The organism is Rhodovarius crocodyli, from assembly GCF_004005855.1.
GTDB lineage: Bacteria > Pseudomonadota > Alphaproteobacteria > Acetobacterales > Acetobacteraceae > Rhodovarius > Rhodovarius crocodyli.
Genome location: NZ_SACL01000002.1, coordinates 417,219 through 432,945 on the forward strand (window position 1 = coordinate 417,219; position 15,727 = coordinate 432,945).

Genomic DNA, 15,727 nt, shown 5'->3' on the forward strand with positions numbered 1-15,727 from the left:
CGCCAGCATCCCCCCGCCCGAGGAGGACCCGCCATGGCCGACGCACCGCTCCGCACCCGTTACCGCATCACCCGCCGTGGGGCGATGCTGGCGCTGACCGCCGTGCCCGGGGCGCGGGTGGCGGTGGCGCAGAGCCTGGACAAGGTCACCTTCCAGACCGACTGGCGCGCCCAGGCCGAGCATGGCGGCTATTACCAGGCGGTCGCCGCCGGCATCTATCGCCGCCACGGTATCGAATGCGACCTGCGCCAGGGCGGGCCGCAGCAGAACCCCATCCAGCTGCTGCTCGCCGGCCGTGTGGACATGGTGATGTCCAGCGCCTTCTCCGCGCTGAACTTCGCGCGTGAGGACGTGCCCTTCACCTGCATCGGCGCCATCATGCAGAAGGATCCGCAGATCCTGATGACGCATGAGGGCAACGGCATCGAGCGTTTCGAGGACATGCGCGGCAAGCCCATCCTCGTCGCGTCCTCGGGGCGTGCCACCTATTGGCCGTTCCTGAAGGCGCGCTTCGGCTTCACGGACGAGCAGATCCGTCCCTACACCTTCAACATCGCGCCCTTCCTGGCCGACCGGAACGCCATCCAGCAGGGCTTCCTGGCGGCCGAGCCGCTGACCGCGATCGAGGCCGGCGCGCGCCCCAAGGTCTTCCTGATCGCCGATGCCGGCTACGAGTGCTACAACGCCACCATCAACATCAGCCGCCGCATGGTGGCCGAGAAGCGCGACCTGGTGCAGCGCTTCGTGAACGCCACGATCGAGGGCTGGGCCGAGTTCATGAAGGGCCAGGACATCGCGGCGGCCTCCGCGCTGATCATCCGCGACAACCCGGAAATGTCCCAGGCCAAGATCGACTACGCGATCCGCACCCTGAACCAGAACGGCGTGGTCTCCAGCGGCGACGCGCTGCGCGACGGCATCGGCGCGATGAGCGCGGATCGCTGGAACCGCTTCTATGCCTCCATGCGCGACAGCGGGGCCTATCCGGCCGGTATCGACGTGGCCAAGGCCTATGACCTGTCCTTCGTGAACAAGCGCGTGGGGATGTGAGCCTCGTCTCGCTGAGGCAGGTAGGGCGCCGCTTCCCCAAAGGGCGGGGGGGCGGGATGCAGGCGCTGGCGGGGCTCGACCTCGACATCGCGGAGGGTGAGTTCCTGGCGGTGCTGGGCCCCTCGGGCTGCGGCAAGTCGACCATGCTGCGGCTGATCGCGGGGCTGGAGGCACCGGATGCCGGCACCATCACGGCCCCCGGCCGCGACATCGGCTTCGTGTTCCAGGAACCCACGCTGATGCCCTGGGCCGGCGCGCTGCGCAATGTGGCGCTGCCGCTGGAACTGGCGGGCATGCCGCGCCGGCAGGCCGAGGCCCGCGCCGCGCAGATGCTGGAACGCGTGGGCCTGGGCGACTTCGCCGCCGCCTATCCGCGCGCGCTGTCGGGCGGCATGCGGATGCGGGTTTCCATCGCGCGCGCCCTGGTCACGCGGCCGCGCCTGCTGCTGATGGATGAGCCCTTCGCGGCGCTGGACGAGATCACCCGCTTCCGCCTGAACAATGACCTGCTGGCGCTGTGGCGGGAGCTGCGCTGCACGGTGGTGTTCGTCACCCATTCCGTGTTCGAGAGCGTGTACCTCGCCGAGCGCATCGCCGTGATGTCCGCGCGGCCGGGCAGGGTGGTGGCCCAGCACCTGGTGCCGGCGGCAGACCGCGCGGAGCCCGAGTTCCGCACCTCCGCCGCCTATGCCGCCCATTGCCGGGCCGTCAGCCACGCGCTGGAGGCCGCCTGATGCGCCATCTGAAATACCTGCTGCCGGCGCTGGTGGGCCTGGCCTTCCTGGGCGGGTGGGAGTGGATCGTGCGCGCCAACGCCATCCCGCCCTATATCCTGCCCGGGCCCGTTCTGGTGGCGCGCACCCTGGCGCGGGACTGGAACTCGCTGTCCGTCTCGCTGCTCGTCACCCTGCAGATCACCTTCGCGGCGCTGGTGGTGGCGGCCGCGCTCGGTCTGCTGCTGGCGGTGCTGTTCAGCCAGTCGCGCCTGCTGGAACTCAGCCTGTTTCCCTATGCGGTGGTGCTGCAGGTGACACCCATCGTGGCGGTGGCGCCGCTGATCATCATCTGGGTGGAGGATGTGCGGGTCGCGCTGCTGATCTGCGCCTGGATCGTCGCCTTCTTTCCCATCCTGTCCAACACCACGCTGGGGCTGAACAGCACCGACCGAAACCTTGAGGACCTGTTCCGCCTCTATGGCGCCACGCGCTGGCAGAAGCTGTGGCGGCTGCGGCTGCCGACGGCGCTGCCATACTTCCTGGCGGGGCTGCGCATCTCGGGCGGGCTGTCGCTGATCGGGGCGATCGCGGCGGAATTCGTGGCTGGTACGGGCGGCGCCGCCTCGGGCCTGGCCTATCGCATCATGGAGGCAGGCTTCCAGCTGCAGATCCCGCGCATGTTCGCGGCGCTCGCCCTCATTTGCTTCACGGGCATCCTGATCTATCTGGCGCTCAGCCTGGTGTCGCACCTGATGCTCAGGCGCTGGCACGAAAGCGAGCGGTGAACGATCTATCCTCGGCATTGGCGCAGGCGGCGGGGTTGCTGCTGCAGGGCGACCCGGGCTTCCGGCGCATCGTGGGCCTGTCTCTGCGCGTCAGCCTGACGGCGGTGGCGGTGGCGGCCATGATCGGCCTGCCCGTGGGCGCGGCGCTCGCGGTCGCGCGCTTTCCGGGGCGCGGGGCGGTGATCGCCGCCATGAACGCGCTGATGGGGCTGCCGCCGGTGCTGTGCGGCCTGCTGGTCTATCTGCTGCTGTCGCGCTCGGGCCCGCTCGGGCAGTTCGGCCTGCTGTTCACGCCGACCGCCATGGTGGTGGCGCAGGCGGCGCTGATCGCGCCCATCCTGGCCGCCCTCTCCTGCCAGCTGCTGCAATCCCTGTGGGAGGAATACGCCGAGCAGCTGCGCAGCCTGGGCATTTCGCGCCTCGGCGCCGTGCCCACCCTGTTGTGGGAGGGGCGCTTCGGCCTGATCACGGTGCTGCTGGCGGGCTTCGGCCGGGCGGCGGCGGAGGTGGGCGCCGTGATGATCGTGGGCGGCAACATCGAGGGCTTCACCCGCGTCATGACCACCGCCATCGCGCTGGAGACCAGCAAGGGCGACCTGCCGCTGGCCATCGCGCTGGGCCTGGTGCTGATGCTGGTGGTGCTGGGGGTGAACCTGTTCGCCTGGGCGCTGCGCGGCTGGGCGCAGAGGAGCGGGCATTGATCCGCGCGGAGGGGCTTTCCTATGCGGTGGGCGGCGTGCCCATCATCCGCGACCTGTCCTTCGCGGCGGCGCTTGCCGCGCCGCTGCTGATCCTGGGGCCGAACGGGGCCGGCAAATCCGTGCTGCTGCGGCTGCTGCACGGGCTGCTGCGGCCCGATGCCGGGCGCATCGAGGTACCGGGCCCGCAGGCGATGGTGTTCCAGCGCCCGGTGCTGCTGCGCCGTTCCGCGCTGGAGAATGTGCTGTTCCCGCTGCACGGGCCGGAGGCCGCCCCGCGCGCCCGTGCCGCGCTGGAGCTCGTGGGCCTTTCCGCCATGGCCGACCGGCCGGCGCGCCGGCTCTCGGGCGGGGAGCAGCAGCGCCTTGCACTCGCGCGTGCCGCCGCCCTCGCACCCCGCATCCTGTTCCTGGACGAGCCCTGCGCGGCGCTGGACCCCGCGGCCACCCGCGCGGTGGAGGAGATCATCGCGCATCTGGCCGCGGCCGGCACGCGCATCGTCATGACCAGCCATGATCTGGGGCAGGCGCGGCGCCTGGCCGGTGAGGTCTTGTTCCTGCATCGCGGCCGTTTGCTGGAACACACCCCTGCCGCCGATTTCTTCACCACCCCCCGCACGGCGGAGGCCGCCGCTTTCCTGCGCGGGGAACTGCTCTGGGCTTAGTCATCGATGCATGCGCGGTGACATTTAACGCCGGCCGCGCCGGTTGTCGGTACACTGTTCCCCTGCAAAGCTCCGTCCCACGCAAGACGAAAACGGAGCCAACATGCCCGATGCTGCCATCCTCGCCCGCCTGAAGGCCGCGGTTGAGGAGAATTTCGCCGCCGAGACCGAGTTCCTGGCCGATCTGGTGCGCTTCCCCAGCCTGCGCGGGCGGGAAGCGCCGCTGCAGGACTGGGTCTCCCGGCAGTTCGCGGCACGCGGCTGGGCGGTGGACCGTTTCTCGCTGGCCGATGTGCCGCTGGCGCAGCACCCCAAGGCCAGCCCGATGGTGGATTGCGACCCCGCAGGCAGCTTCCAGGTGGTGGGCACCAAGCGCGCCGCGACCCCCAAGGGCCGCAGCCTGATCCTGCAGGGCCATATCGACGTGGTGCCCGAGGGCCCGACCGAGATGTGGACCTATCCGCCCTATGCCGGGCATGTGCATGACGGCTGGCTGTACGGGCGCGGCGCGAACGACATGAAGGCGGGCGTCGCCAGCATGATATTCGCCATGGACGCGCTGGCCAAGGCCGGGCTGGTTCCCACCGCCGACATCCATGTGCAGACCGTGACCGAGGAGGAGAGCACCGGCAACGGCGCGCTCTCGACCCTGCTGCGCGGCTATCGCGCCGATGCGGCGCTGATCCCGGAGCCCACGGGCGGCAGCATCACCCGCGCGCATACCGGCACGCTGTGGTTCCGCATCCGCGTGGCCGGCGTGCCCGTGCATGTGGCCGTGGCCCAGACCGGCAGCAACGCCATCATGTCGGCCTATACGCTGGTGCAGGCGATGTATGACTACACCGCCGAGGCCAACAAGGCGGCCCTGACCCACAAGTGGTACAGCGACATCGACAGCCCCATCAAGTTCAACCCCGGCATCATCCGGGGCGGTGACTGGGCCAGCTCCACCCCCGCCTGGTGCGAGGTGGATTGCCGCATCGGCCTGCTGCCGGGCCAGGACATCAAGGAAGTGCAGAAGGCGGTCGAGGCCACCATCGCCGGTGCCGCCCGCAAGGACGCCTTCCTGGCCAACAACCCGCCCAGCGTGACCTGGCACGGCTTCCTGGCCGACGGCTTCGTGCAGGAGCCGGGCACCGAGGCCGAGGCCGTGCTGGCCGCAGCCCACATGGCGGCCTTCGGCAGCGAGATGCCGGCGCGTGCCTCCACCGCCGTGAACGACACCCGCTTCTATGGGCTGTATTTCGACATGCCCGCGCTGTGCTACGGCCCGAAGGGCGAGGGCAACCACGGCTTCGATGAGCGCACGAACCTGGCGCATCTGAAATCCACCACCCTGGCGATCGCCACCTTCATCGCCGACTGGTGCGGCGTCGAGGAGGCGGCATGACCACCCGCCGCACCTTGCTGGTGGCGGCCGGCGCCGCCGCGCTGGCCACGCCCGCCCTGGCGCAGTCGGATTGGCCGAGCCGCGCCATCCGCGTCGTGGTGCCCTTCGCGCCCGGCGGCTCCTCGGATGTGCTGGGCCGGCTGATCCAGCCCGGCATGCAGCAGGCCCTCGGCCAGCCCGTGGTGGTGGAGAACCGCGCGGGCGCGGGCTCCATGCTGGGGGCGGAATACGTCGCCCGCTCGGCGCCCGACGGCTACACCTTCCTGCTGGCGGACCTGCCCTTCGCCATCATCCCCGCGGTGATGGAGCGCGTGCCCTACAACCCGTGGGACGACTTCACGCGCGCCAGCCTGATCGGCGTGGCGCCGCTGATGATGTTCGTGGCCAACAACGTGCCGGCGAACAACATCCAGGAATTCGTGGCCCTGGCGAAGGCGCGGCCCGACACGCTGACCTATGGCTCGGGCGGCGTGGGGGCTGCCAGCCATCTGGTGGGTGAGATGTTCCAGGCAGCCACCGACACCAAGCTGGTGCATGTGCCCTATCGCGGCGGCGGGCCCGCCATGCAGGACCTGGCGGCGGGCAATGTGCAGGCGGTGTTCGTCTCGCTCGCCTCGGCCCTGCCGCAGGTGCTGGCGGGGCAGGTGAAGGCCATCGGCGTGATGTCGCGCACGCGCCTCGCGGCGCAGCCCAACGTGCCCACCTTCGAGGAAGCGGGCATCGACCTGGTCAGCGAGCACTGGTGGGGGCTGATGGCGCCCGCCCGCACGCCCCAGCCGATCCTGGAGAAGGTGACGCAGGCGCTGAACAGCACCCTGGCCTCGGCGGCCATCCAGCCGCGGCTGGATGCGCTGGCCGTGCTGCCGCGCGCCACCGGCCAGGCGGATTTCGAGACCTTGCTGCGGGCCGATCTGACCCGTATTGCGGAGATCGCCAGAAGCAAGAACATCCGCGCCCAATGACCCTCGACACCGTCCTCGCCTCCGTCGCCGCCGACCCGCTGCTCTGGAGCGACTTCAACGCGCTCTGTGATGCGGGGGGGCGGCTGGCGGGCAGTTCCAGCGAAAGCTCGGCCTTCACGCTGGCCGCGGTGCGGATGGCGGCCATCGGCCCCACCCGCAACGAGCCCGCGCCCTATGCCGGCTGGACCTGCCATGAGGCGCGGGTGGTGCATGAGCCGAGCGGCGAGGAGATCGCCTGCGCGCCGCTGCTGGGCAGCATGCCCTGCCAGGACCTGGTGCTGGACGTGAAGGATCTGGGGCGGGGCGCGCCCGGCCATGCCGGGCTCGACGGCCTGGCCGTGCTGGCGCGGCACGAATACCCCTTCGCGACCCACACCATCCATCGCCGCGTGAAGCTGAACGCGGCGCGCGATGCGGGGGCGGCGGCCTTCCTGATCGTGCAGCCTGAGCCGGGGGTGGGGCCCGTTTCCGGGTCGTCGGGGCGCGCGGGCGGGCCGGGCATCCCGGCGTTGGGCATCGGCATCGAGGGTGCGACCAGGCTGCTTTCGGGCGGCAAGGTGCGCATCAGCGTCTCGGCCGAGGACCGGGCGATGGAGACGCCGAACCTCATCATGGAAATCCCGGGGCGCGGGCCTGATTACGTCGTGCTGTCCGCGCATCTGGACGGCCATCCGCTGGCGGAATCGGCGCTGGACAACGGCACGGGGGTCGCGGCCGCGCTGGCCATGGCGCGGGCCGTGCGGCCCTTCGTCGAGAATGCCCCGCGCGGTTTGATGGTCTGCATCTTCGGCGCCGAGGAATGGGCCCTGGCCGGCAGCAAATCCTGGCTGGCCGCCATGGACCCCGACCGGCGTGACCGCATGTCCTTCAACCTGAACCTGGACAGCATCGCCGGCAGCCCGAACCTGACGGCCCTGACCAGCGGCTTTTCGAAGCTGCCGGATTTCCTGACCGGCGCGGTACCCGGGCTGGGCATCCATGAGCCGCTGATGACCAATAGCGACCATGCCAATTTCGCGGCGCATGGGGTGCCCGCCACGCGCATCGTGGCCGGCTTCAATGAGCCGGACTGCCGGCTGCGGCTGATCCTGACCGGGGCGGACAAGCGCCGCCTGGCGCCGGAGCCTGAACTGCGGGCTGCGACGCTCGCCTGCACGCGCATGCTGTGGCAGGCGCTGATGGCCCCGGAGCTGGACCTGCGCTGAGGACAACCGGGGGCCTGGGGCCCCCGGCCGATGGCGCTACGCGACGGCGTGCCGGCGCCTGCGGCGGCGCATCAGCAACGCCGTGGCCAGCACCAGCAGGCACACGAGCACCACGCCGCCGATGACGAGCGCCCAGGGCTTTTCGGGCTCCCCATCGCGCTGCTTCGCGACCTCATGCGGTGCCACGGGCGGGGCGGCATTGCCCCAGCTGTTGCGCACATAGGTCAGCACATCCGCCACCTGCTGGTCGTTCAGCCGCCAGCCGAGCGAGGGCATGGCGGGCGTGGTCGGCGCGCCGGGCGTCTGCGCGCCCTGGCTGCCGGCCAGCACCAGATGCACCAGCGTCTCGGGATTGGCCTGGCGCAGCAGCGGGTTGCCGGCCAGGGCCGGGAACAGCTGCCGGGCGCCGCGCCCTTCGCCGCCATGGCATGCCGCGCAATTGGCGGCATAGATGGCCCCACCGGCCTGCATGCGCGGCTCGGTCGCGGCCAGGGGCTGCGGGGCGGGCGGCGCCGTGCCGTTTAGGGACCGCAGATACACCGCAATCGCCCGCAGATCGGCATCGCTCATGCGCGAGGTGGAGTTCTCCACCGCCTCGCGCATCGGCCCGGAGGCCACGCTATGCGTGTTCACGCCCGTGCGCAGGTAGGTGACCAGTTCCTCCTGGCTCCAGCCGCCGATGCCGGTCTGGCTGTTGCCCGTGATGTCGGGCGCGAACCAGCCCTGCAGCGAGGCACCGCGCAGCGCCTGGCCGGTGTCGTCCGCGCCCATGATGTTCTTGGGCGTGTGGCAGGACCCGCAATGGCCCGGCCCCTGCACCAGATAGGCACCCCGGTTCCATTCGGCCGATTGCGCGGGGTCGGCGCGGAAGGGCTCGGGCCGGAAGTTCAGCAGGTTCCAGCCCCACATCGCGAGGCGGATGTTGAACGGGAATGGCAGCTGGTTGGCCACCACCGCGTTCCGCACCGGCTGGACGGTCGCCATATAGGCCCAGAGATCGGCGATGTCCTGGTCGGTCATCATCGAGTAGGCCGGGTAGGGCATGGCGGGGTACAGGCGCCGGCCGCCATGGCCGATGCCGGTGCGCATCATCCGGGTGAAGTCGGCCTCGTTCCAGTTGCCGATGCCGGTCTCGGGGTCCTGGGTGATGTTGGGCGGCACCAGCCGGCCGAAGGGTGTCTCCAGCGGGGCGCCGCCAGCGAACGGCGCGCCGCCCGGGCGCGTGTGGCAGGCCATGCAGTCACCCAGCACCGCCTGGTACTGGCCGCGCGTGATGCGGTCGGCCTGGTCGGCGCCCTCGGCATGGGCGGTGGCGCCGCCCATGAGCAGGGCCAGCGCGGCCAGCGTGTTGCGAAGCGCGCTCATGCCGCCACCAACGGCTGGCCGGCCGCCTTCAGGTAACGGTTGCGGATGGCATCCGCCGCCAGGAAGGCCAGCGCGCCCACCGTGCCGGTCGGGTTCTTGCCCGCGTTGTGCGCGAAGGCCGAGGCACCGACGACGAACACGTTGTTCACGTCCCAGCTCTGCAGATAGCGGTTCACCGCGCTGCGCGTGGGGTCGGTGCCCATGATGGCCCCGCCCGTGTTGTGGGTGCTCTGGTAGGGCACGGAGTTCCAGGCCTTGGCCGTGCGGCTGGTGGTGTATTGCCGCCCGCCCAGGGCACGGGCGACCTCCTCCGACCGGTCGGACATGAAGTGCGACATGCGGATGTCGTTGTCCGGGAACTCGAAGGTCATGCGCAGCAGGGGCCTGCCGTGCCGGTCCTTATAGGTCGGGTCCAGGTCCAGGTAGTTGCCGCGCTGCGGATAGCTGCTGCCCTGGCAGCTGAAGCTGAGCGTGCTGCGGTAGTTGCGTGCCGTCTCCCGCTTCCAGGCGCTGCCCCAGCGCGGCGTGCCGGGCGGCACGGGCCGGTAGCCGATGGGCCGCGCATTGGTCGGGATGCAGTTGATGCCCGCACCGCCCACGAAATCCACGCTGCCGTGGTCGAAGGCATCGCCGTTGTAGTCGTCCACGGACTGGCCGAGGGAGCCCGCGGCGATGAAGGGATTGAACTCCTTGCCGTCGAAGAACACCTGGGTGCCGCAATTGGTCTGATAGCAGTAGTTGCGCCCGACCGTGCCCTCGTTGGTGTTGGGATCATACTGCTTGCCGATGCCCGAGAGCATCATCAGCCGCACATTCATCAGCCCATAGGCACAGAGCAGCACGATGTCGGCGGGCTGGAAGAACTCCTCGCCCGAGGCATCCATGTAGGTCACGCCGCGCGCCATGTTGCCCGAGCGGTGCTTCTCGATCTTCAGCACCTCGCATTCCGTGCGCAGCTCGAAGTTGGGCTTGCGCATCAGCACCGGCAGCACGCAGGTCTGGGCGCTGGATTTGGAGTAGTTGGCGCAGCCGAAGCGTTCGCAGAAGCCGCACATGGTGCACTGCCCCATCGCGATGCCGAGCGGGTTCACGTATTCGGCCGAGAGATTGGCCGAGGGGGTGGGGAAGGGCGACAGGTTCAGGGATTTCGCGGCCTCGGCGAACAGCGTCGGCGCATAGGTCATCTGCATGGGCGGCAGCGGGTATTCGCGGGCGCGCGGGTCCTCGAACGGATTGCCGCCCGGCTGCTTCTGGCCGCGGATGTTGCCGGCCTTGCCCGAGATGCCGCAGAGGTATTCGAAGGCGTCGTAGAAGGGCTCCATCTCGGCGGCCGTCACGCCCCAGTCCTGCAGGTCGAGGCCCGCGAACTTGGCCGCGCCGTAGCGTTCGGTCAGGTGGCTGTTGATGCGGAAGTCGCTGTCCCAGAAGCGCCAGGTGTGGCCGTTCCAGTGCACGCCCGCACCGCCCACCCCGTGGCCCGGCAGGAAGGAGCCGTAGTCGCGCATGGGCAGCGCCGTCTGCCCGGCATTGTTGCGCATGGTGATGGCTTCCGTTCCCGGCTGGAGGAACAGGTCGCGACGGATGGCGTAGCGCAGCTCATCCTGCGCATAGCCGATGTTGAAGTCGGTGGCGGTGTCGCGCCAGGGGCCGCGCTCCAGCGCCAGCACGTCCAGCCCCTCGTCGGCCAGCTCATTGGCGATGATGGAGCCGGTCCAGCCCAGCCCCACGATCACCACATCCTTGCGGGGGAGAATGCGCGTCATCGTGCGGCCCCCGCCCTGGGCGACCATTCGGCGGCACCCATGATGGAGACGGGCGGCTGCGGATAGCGCTGGTTATGCCTGGAAACCCAGTCCCGATAATCATACCGCGTGCCCGGGAAGCCCAGCATCCGCCAGGACGCCATGCCCCGGTTGCCGCCATAGACGGGGTCGGAGAAGAAGCCCTCCATCGTGTTCTGCAGCAGAAGGTTGAAGAAGCCGGCGCCGCCCTGCGGCAAGGTGATCTCGTTCTTGTCGAGGCCGGTCAGGAAGGCGTCCTGCTCCTCGGCCGGCAGGGCCGCGAAGGGGCGGTTCTTTTCCCGTTTCAGCCAGCTGTCGATGGCGGCGAGACCCGCGCGGTAACGCTGGGCCGGGTTCGCCTCACCCTGATAGCCCTGGGTGGGCAGGCCCTGGGCGAAGGGGCCCCTGGTATAGAGGCGGCTGGAATTGCCGTAGGGGCCCGCCAGCTGGCGGTCGATGAAGACGGCGCAGCCGGCCTCCTTGCCCCCGACGCTGAGGTCATCGGCCGGGATCAGCCGGTCGACCATGGCTTCGACCGCCACGGCCTCATCCTGGGTGAAGAACAGCCAGGCGCCGGGCAGCACGGGGCGCGGCGGGTCGGCGGAATAGGTCCTGAAGGGAAGGGCGCCGGAATAGCTGCGGGCGGCGGCGGCATGGGCGCCGGCCGCCAGCGAGATGGCGGTGACGGAGGCGAGGAGTTCGCGGCGTGAGCCGGAACCGTTGGGTGGGCTTAGCATAGGCCTGCCTTCCTGCTGCGCGGCCCCTGGGGGCGGCATCTGCGAGAATCCTGGAGAAAAGCCTACGCCCCGGCGCGAATCTTGGAGCAGTGAGATGGGGTGTGCTCACGGAAAGCCGGATGAATGGCGCCGGAGGGCACGTGGTGCCGGCCTCCTGTCCGGCACGCGTCGGGCGTGTCACGGCGTCGCGTTGGAGCGCAGACGCATAATAGAAACGCCGCTTCATGAATTTAGTTGCGCAGGCGATGTGACATGTCGGTGATGTAATGCGCCACCGCGCGGCCCGGGCATGTTAGGGCAGGGCATGGCTTTCTCCCTGGGCGATGCGGATTGGGCCGCCACCGATGCGCGGGGCGGCGACTATGCGATGGACTGGCACACGCATGACTGCGCGATGCTGCTGTTGCCGCGAACAGGCGTGATGCGCGTGGCGCTGGAGGGGATCGGGCGCACCGAGCACGACCTGCGCCCGGGCGAGGGGCTGATCGTGACGGCGGGCGTCGGCCACCGCACCCGTGCCGGCAGCCGGGACCATCGGCACCTGGCTTTCTATCTCTCCCGGGCGCGGCTGGCGGCCTGGCTGCCGCGTGGCGCCGACTGGCGCAGCGGGCCGCTGCCGGGGCCGCTGCTTCCGCTGCTGGCCTATCGCGACGGGCTGGCGGCGGGGGAGGAGCGGGCGGGCCTCACGGACCGGCTGATCGTGGCGGAGTTCCTGTCCCACGCCATGCCGCCGCTGGCGCGCGACCATGGGGCGGCGCTGGTGCGGGCGGTGGCCGCGCATCTGTCGGCCGACCCGGCCGCAAGACATGACCTCGATGGACTGGCCGCCCGTTTCGGCGTGTCGCGCCGCCACCTGACGCGCCTGTTCCGGCGCCATGCCGGAGAGGGCATCAGCGACTTCCTGCAACGGCTGCGCGTGAACGCCGCCGCCGGGCGGCTGGCGGCCGGCGCGGGCGTGCTGGAGGCCGCGGGTGCGGTGGGGGTGGCCTCGCCATCCCATCTGGCGCGCATGTTCCGGCGGCAGACCGGGCACGCGCCCGGCAAGGCCCGATCAGGCTGAACTGATGGCCCGATCGGGCGCGCGGTGCCGCCCCGTGCCCGGGTAAGCCCGGGCCATGGAAACCATCCTGATCAGCGTCTTCCCGGCCGCCCCGGGCGGCGGCAACCCGGCCCCTATCGTGCCGCGCGCCGATGGCATGTCGGCCGAGGCCATGCGCGAACTCGCGGCCCGGCATGGCCATGAGAGCGCCTTCGTGCTGCGCCCCGAGGACCCGGCCGGCGCGGACTACCGCTTCCGCTTCTTCGTGCCCGCGCATGAGATGGAGATGTGCGGCCATGCGACGCTCGGCGCCTCCTGGCTGCTGCGCCGGCGCGGCGAAGCGATGGGCGCGTCGCTGGCCATCGAGACGTTGTCCGGCAAGGTTCATGCCTTTTTCGACGGTGACGACGTGGAGATCACCCAGCCCGCCGGCGAGGCCCGCGGCATCGCGGACCCGGCCATGGTGCTGGACGCGCTGGGCCTGACGCCCTGCGACCTGCTGCCCGCCCCGATCCTGAACGCCGCCACCAGCCGGGTGAAGACGCTGGTCATGCTGAAGGATGTGGAGCGCCTGCATGCGCTGTCGCCCGACGCCGCGAAGGTGAAGGCGGTGTGCGACGCCATCGGCTCGACCGGCCTGTATCCCTTCGCGATGGGGGCAGGCGGCACCGCCCATGCGCGGCAGTTCCCCCGCGCATCCGGCTATCCGGAGGATGCGGCGACGGGCATCGCGGCCACTGCCCTTTATGCCGGGCTGCGCACATTGGGCGCCGCCCCACCCAGGCTGGTGGTGCGCCAGGGCGAGGCCATGGGGCGCCCGTCCGAAATCAACGTCCATGCCGCAGCTGATGGCGGGTTGCGCCTGTCCGGGCGCGTGGAGATGCTTGAGGAGGGCCAACACTGATGCTTCGCCGTTCCCTGCTGGCCACGCTGGCCATCCCCGCCGTGGCCAAGGCGCAGACCCCCTGGCCCACCAACGCCGTGCGGCTGGTGGTGCCCTATGCCGCCGGCGGCCCCACCGATGTCGCCGTGCGCATCCTGGCCGAGGCGCTGGCCGCTCCGCTCGCGGCCCGGGTGGTGGTGGAGAACCGCACCGGTGCCGGCACCGTGGTCGGCACGGATGCGGTGGCCAAGGCGCGGGACGGGCACAGCTTCCTGGTTGCGACCGTGGCCCATGCGGTGAACCGGGCGGTGGTGGCGCAGCTGCCCTTCGACCCGGTGGCGGATTTCCGCGGCGTGGCGCTGGTCGGCACCGTGCCGCAGATCCTGCTGGTGCAGCGCGACCTGCCGGTGAATGACCTGGCGGGCCTGCTGACCCTGCTGCGGGCGGAGCCGGGCAAGCATGCCTATGGCTCGGCGGGCATCGGCAGCGCGCAGCATCTGGCGGCGGAGCTGTTCCGCACCTCCGCCCAGGTGCAGATCGAGCACATTCCCTATCGCGGCGCGGCCCCTGCCGTCACGGATCTGGTGGCAGGGAGGCTGACGCTGGTGATCGACAGCGCCGCCACGGCCTTGGCGCAGCTGCGCACGGGCCAGGTGAAGGCGCTCGCCGTGACGTCCCCCGCGCGGCTGCCCGCCCTGCCGAACGTGCCCGCCATGGCCGAACTGCTGCCGGGCTATGAGGCCTATACCTGGAACGCCGTGCTGGCACCGGCCGTCATGCCCGATGCGGCGGTGGCGCGGATGAACGCGGCGGTAAACCAGACCCTGCGCGAGGGCCGCACCGCCGCCCGCCTGACGGAGCTCGGCATCAGCGTCACGCCCGACAGCACGCCGCCCCAGGTGGACCGTTTCGTGGCGGGTGAGATGGCGAAGTGGAGCGCGGTGCTGGCCAACGCCGGCATCCGCCCCGAATAGTCAGGCGATCAGCTCACCCACCGCATCCTCGTCCAGCGGCCAGATCGGGCGCTGGACGTTCTGGTAGTCGATCAGCCGGTAGTCGTCGCGCCGCAGCAGCCCGTCCGAATGGATGTGCAGCACGCCGGCCAGGATCGGGTCGTAATGCGCGCGGAAATGGTTGCTGGACTTCAGCACCAGCAATTTGCGCTGGGTGGGATCGATGCCGACATGGGTGAACAGCTCCCGCCCCAGCGCCTGGGTGCGGGCGGAATTGAGCACCACATCGATACCGCCGATGCGGATGGCGGCCAGATCCCCCAGCTCCGACTGGGTGGAGCCATAGGTCTGCGTCGCGTCGCGCGCGAGACCCGTGACCTTCACCATCGCGTCGATCGGCTGCCCCGAGGCAGGGCCGGTCTTGCCGCCGAAGCGCAGGGGGAACTCGGCGCCCAGCCCCGCCGCGAAGCAGGTGCGCACCGCCACGGGGTCATACAGCGGGCCGAGGGCCACGTTGGTCACGCCCTTCTCGATCATCCGCCGCAGGATGGTGGTGTTGTCCGATGGCCCGCCGCCGCCGGCGTTGTCCGAGGCATCGGTGACCGCGATCGGCTGGCCGGGCATGGCGAGCGCCGCGTCGATGCCCTCATCCACGCCATGGAAGCGGGGCGTCGTCACGCCGCGCAGGGCCGCGAATTCCTGGCCCAGCAGGGTGGCCACGCGGTCGGCCGCCGCCTTGTCCCCATCGGCCACCACCAGCAGCCGGCACCCCATTTCCGGCACATCGGCATAGGGGTAGCAATGGCCGATGGACACCGAGAGGATGCCGTCCTTCCCCTCAAAGCCGGTGGCACGGTCCACGAAGGCGCGCATCAGCGGATGGGTGGTCGGGAAGCTGCCGATCTGCCTGCAATCAAACACCGACATCACGGGGCGCAGGCGCCCGGCCAGCGTGCCGAGGACGAAATCCAGCAGCTCATGCGCGCGCGCCACCGTGTCGGTGTGCGGGTATTCCTTGTACATCACGATGATGTCGGACAGCCCCACGCGCTTCAGCGTCAGGTGGCAATGCGGGTCCAGCTCCACGCCGATCACGCAGCCGGGGCCGACCAGCGCGCGGGCGCGTTCCAGCAGGTCGCCCTCGACATCGTCATAGCCGAAGGCGGCCATGGCGCCGTGCATGCCCAGCAGCAGCGCATCCAGGGGCAAGGCATCCGCGATCTCACTCAGGATGGTGTCACGCATGGCTTCGTAATCGGCGCGGTTGGTGCGCCCGCCCGGGCTCGCGTGGAAACAGCTGCCCTCGACCAGGGTGAAGCCGTCCTTCGCCGCGCGGTGGCGCGCCACCCACAGCTGGGCGGTGCATTGCTTCGGCCCGTCATCCGGGTGTTCGCCCGGCCCGTACAGCACCGACTGCGCGTAGTCGTCCCGGCAGGTCGGCACCGGGGAGAAGGTGTTGGATTCCGTGCCGATCGAGGCGGTGTAGATGCGGGTCACG

The 15,727-nt window shown here is 70.5% G+C and carries 15 protein-coding genes; 11 read left to right on the top strand and 4 right to left on the bottom strand.

The annotated features are described in order from the left end of the window. Positions 1-33: 33 nt before the first annotated feature. The 8 genes from EOD42_RS07975 (at position 34) to EOD42_RS08010 (ending at position 7,471) form a co-directional block, all read left to right on the top strand. Positions 34-1,050, top strand: coding sequence for an ABC transporter substrate-binding protein (locus EOD42_RS07975; RefSeq protein ID WP_127786962.1), 1,017 nt, complete (start codon positions 34-36; stop codon positions 1,048-1,050). A gap of 56 nt (positions 1,051-1,106) precedes the next feature. Beyond that, positions 1,107-1,784, top strand: coding sequence for an ABC transporter ATP-binding protein (locus EOD42_RS07980; RefSeq protein ID WP_127786963.1), 678 nt, complete (start codon positions 1,107-1,109; stop codon positions 1,782-1,784). Then, positions 1,784-2,551, top strand: coding sequence for an ABC transporter permease (locus EOD42_RS07985; protein WP_127786964.1), 768 nt, complete (start codon positions 1,784-1,786; stop codon positions 2,549-2,551). The genes EOD42_RS07980 and EOD42_RS07985 overlap by 1 nt, the downstream gene beginning before the upstream one ends. After that, entirely contained in the window at positions 2,548-3,252 is a 705-nt protein-coding gene (locus tag EOD42_RS07990; protein WP_206020292.1) for an ABC transporter permease, read from the top strand. The genes EOD42_RS07985 and EOD42_RS07990 overlap by 4 nt, the downstream gene beginning before the upstream one ends. Beyond that, entirely contained in the window at positions 3,249-3,914 is a 666-nt protein-coding gene (locus EOD42_RS07995) for an ATP-binding cassette domain-containing protein (protein WP_127786965.1), read from the top strand. The genes EOD42_RS07990 and EOD42_RS07995 overlap by 4 nt, the downstream gene beginning before the upstream one ends. Positions 3,915-4,017: 103 nt before the next feature. Further along, positions 4,018-5,304, top strand: a complete 1,287-nt coding sequence (locus EOD42_RS08000) for an ArgE/DapE family deacylase (protein WP_127786966.1) — start codon at positions 4,018-4,020, stop codon at positions 5,302-5,304. Further along, positions 5,301-6,266 (top strand): tripartite tricarboxylate transporter substrate binding protein, encoded by a 966-nt coding sequence (locus EOD42_RS08005; RefSeq protein WP_127786967.1) that lies wholly within the window; start codon positions 5,301-5,303, stop codon positions 6,264-6,266. Before EOD42_RS08000 ends, EOD42_RS08005 begins: the two co-directional genes overlap by 4 nt. Continuing rightward, positions 6,263-7,471 (top strand): M28 family metallopeptidase, encoded by a 1,209-nt coding sequence (locus EOD42_RS08010; protein WP_127786968.1) that lies wholly within the window; start codon positions 6,263-6,265, stop codon positions 7,469-7,471. Before EOD42_RS08005 ends, EOD42_RS08010 begins: the two co-directional genes overlap by 4 nt. A gap of 36 nt (positions 7,472-7,507) precedes the next feature. Here the strand turns inward: EOD42_RS08010 and EOD42_RS08015 are convergent, their stop codons facing one another. Genes EOD42_RS08015 through EOD42_RS08025 form a run of 3 tightly spaced genes read right to left on the bottom strand, consistent with a single transcriptional unit; the run spans position 7,508 to position 11,354 of the window. Continuing rightward, positions 7,508-8,836 carry a cytochrome c gene (locus tag EOD42_RS08015; protein WP_127786969.1) on the bottom strand — a complete coding sequence of 443 codons (1,329 nt, stop codon included), beginning with the start codon at positions 8,834-8,836 and terminating at the stop codon, positions 7,508-7,510. Further along, positions 8,833-10,599 (bottom strand): GMC family oxidoreductase, encoded by a 1,767-nt coding sequence (locus EOD42_RS08020; protein ID WP_127786970.1) that lies wholly within the window; start codon positions 10,597-10,599, stop codon positions 8,833-8,835. Before EOD42_RS08020 ends, EOD42_RS08015 begins: the two co-directional genes overlap by 4 nt. Beyond that, a complete protein-coding gene (locus EOD42_RS08025) occupies positions 10,596-11,354 on the bottom strand; it encodes a gluconate 2-dehydrogenase subunit 3 family protein (RefSeq protein WP_127786971.1) in 759 nt (252 codons plus the stop codon). The genes EOD42_RS08020 and EOD42_RS08025 overlap by 4 nt, the downstream gene beginning before the upstream one ends. A gap of 304 nt (positions 11,355-11,658) precedes the next feature. Here EOD42_RS08025 and EOD42_RS08030 point away from each other — a divergent pair, with 304 nt between their 5' ends. Genes EOD42_RS08030 through EOD42_RS08040 form a run of 3 tightly spaced genes read left to right on the top strand, consistent with a single transcriptional unit; the run spans position 11,659 to position 14,250 of the window. Next, positions 11,659-12,414, top strand: a complete 756-nt coding sequence (locus tag EOD42_RS08030) for an AraC family transcriptional regulator (RefSeq protein ID WP_164867827.1) — start codon at positions 11,659-11,661, stop codon at positions 12,412-12,414. Positions 12,415-12,469: 55 nt separating this feature from the next. Further along, positions 12,470-13,297, top strand: coding sequence for a PhzF family phenazine biosynthesis protein (locus EOD42_RS08035; protein ID WP_127786973.1), 828 nt, complete (start codon positions 12,470-12,472; stop codon positions 13,295-13,297). Next, the gene (locus EOD42_RS08040; protein WP_127786974.1) at positions 13,297-14,250 is read left to right on the top strand and encodes a tripartite tricarboxylate transporter substrate-binding protein; all 954 of its coding nucleotides are present in this window, start codon (positions 13,297-13,299) and stop codon (positions 14,248-14,250) included. Before EOD42_RS08035 ends, EOD42_RS08040 begins: the two co-directional genes overlap by 1 nt. On the opposite strand, the gene EOD42_RS08045 is transcribed toward EOD42_RS08040, so the two are convergent. Continuing rightward, complete coding sequence (locus tag EOD42_RS08045) at positions 14,251-15,726, bottom strand: M81 family metallopeptidase (protein ID WP_127786975.1); 1,476 nt, start codon at positions 15,724-15,726, stop codon at positions 14,251-14,253. Position 15,727 lies beyond the last annotated feature (1 nt).

Coding starts and splice junctions, on each gene's coding strand:
- EOD42_RS07975 (WP_127786962.1), top strand. CDS start 34: ATGGCCGACGCACCGCTCCGCACCCGTTACCGCATCACCCGCCGTGGG.
- EOD42_RS07980 (WP_127786963.1), top strand. CDS start 1,107: ATGCAGGCGCTGGCGGGGCTCGACCTCGACATCGCGGAGGGTGAGTTC.
- EOD42_RS07985 (WP_127786964.1), top strand. CDS start 1,784: ATGCGCCATCTGAAATACCTGCTGCCGGCGCTGGTGGGCCTGGCCTTC.
- EOD42_RS08000 (WP_127786966.1), top strand. CDS start 4,018: ATGCCCGATGCTGCCATCCTCGCCCGCCTGAAGGCCGCGGTTGAGGAG.
- EOD42_RS08005 (WP_127786967.1), top strand. CDS start 5,301: ATGACCACCCGCCGCACCTTGCTGGTGGCGGCCGGCGCCGCCGCGCTG.
- EOD42_RS08010 (WP_127786968.1), top strand. CDS start 6,263: ATGACCCTCGACACCGTCCTCGCCTCCGTCGCCGCCGACCCGCTGCTC.
- EOD42_RS08015 (WP_127786969.1), bottom strand. CDS start 8,836: ATGAGCGCGCTTCGCAACACGCTGGCCGCGCTGGCCCTGCTCATGGGC.
- EOD42_RS08020 (WP_127786970.1), bottom strand. CDS start 10,599: ATGACGCGCATTCTCCCCCGCAAGGATGTGGTGATCGTGGGGCTGGGC.
- EOD42_RS08025 (WP_127786971.1), bottom strand. CDS start 11,354: ATGCTAAGCCCACCCAACGGTTCCGGCTCACGCCGCGAACTCCTCGCC.
- EOD42_RS08030 (WP_164867827.1), top strand. CDS start 11,659: ATGGCTTTCTCCCTGGGCGATGCGGATTGGGCCGCCACCGATGCGCGG.
- EOD42_RS08035 (WP_127786973.1), top strand. CDS start 12,470: ATGGAAACCATCCTGATCAGCGTCTTCCCGGCCGCCCCGGGCGGCGGC.
- EOD42_RS08040 (WP_127786974.1), top strand. CDS start 13,297: ATGCTTCGCCGTTCCCTGCTGGCCACGCTGGCCATCCCCGCCGTGGCC.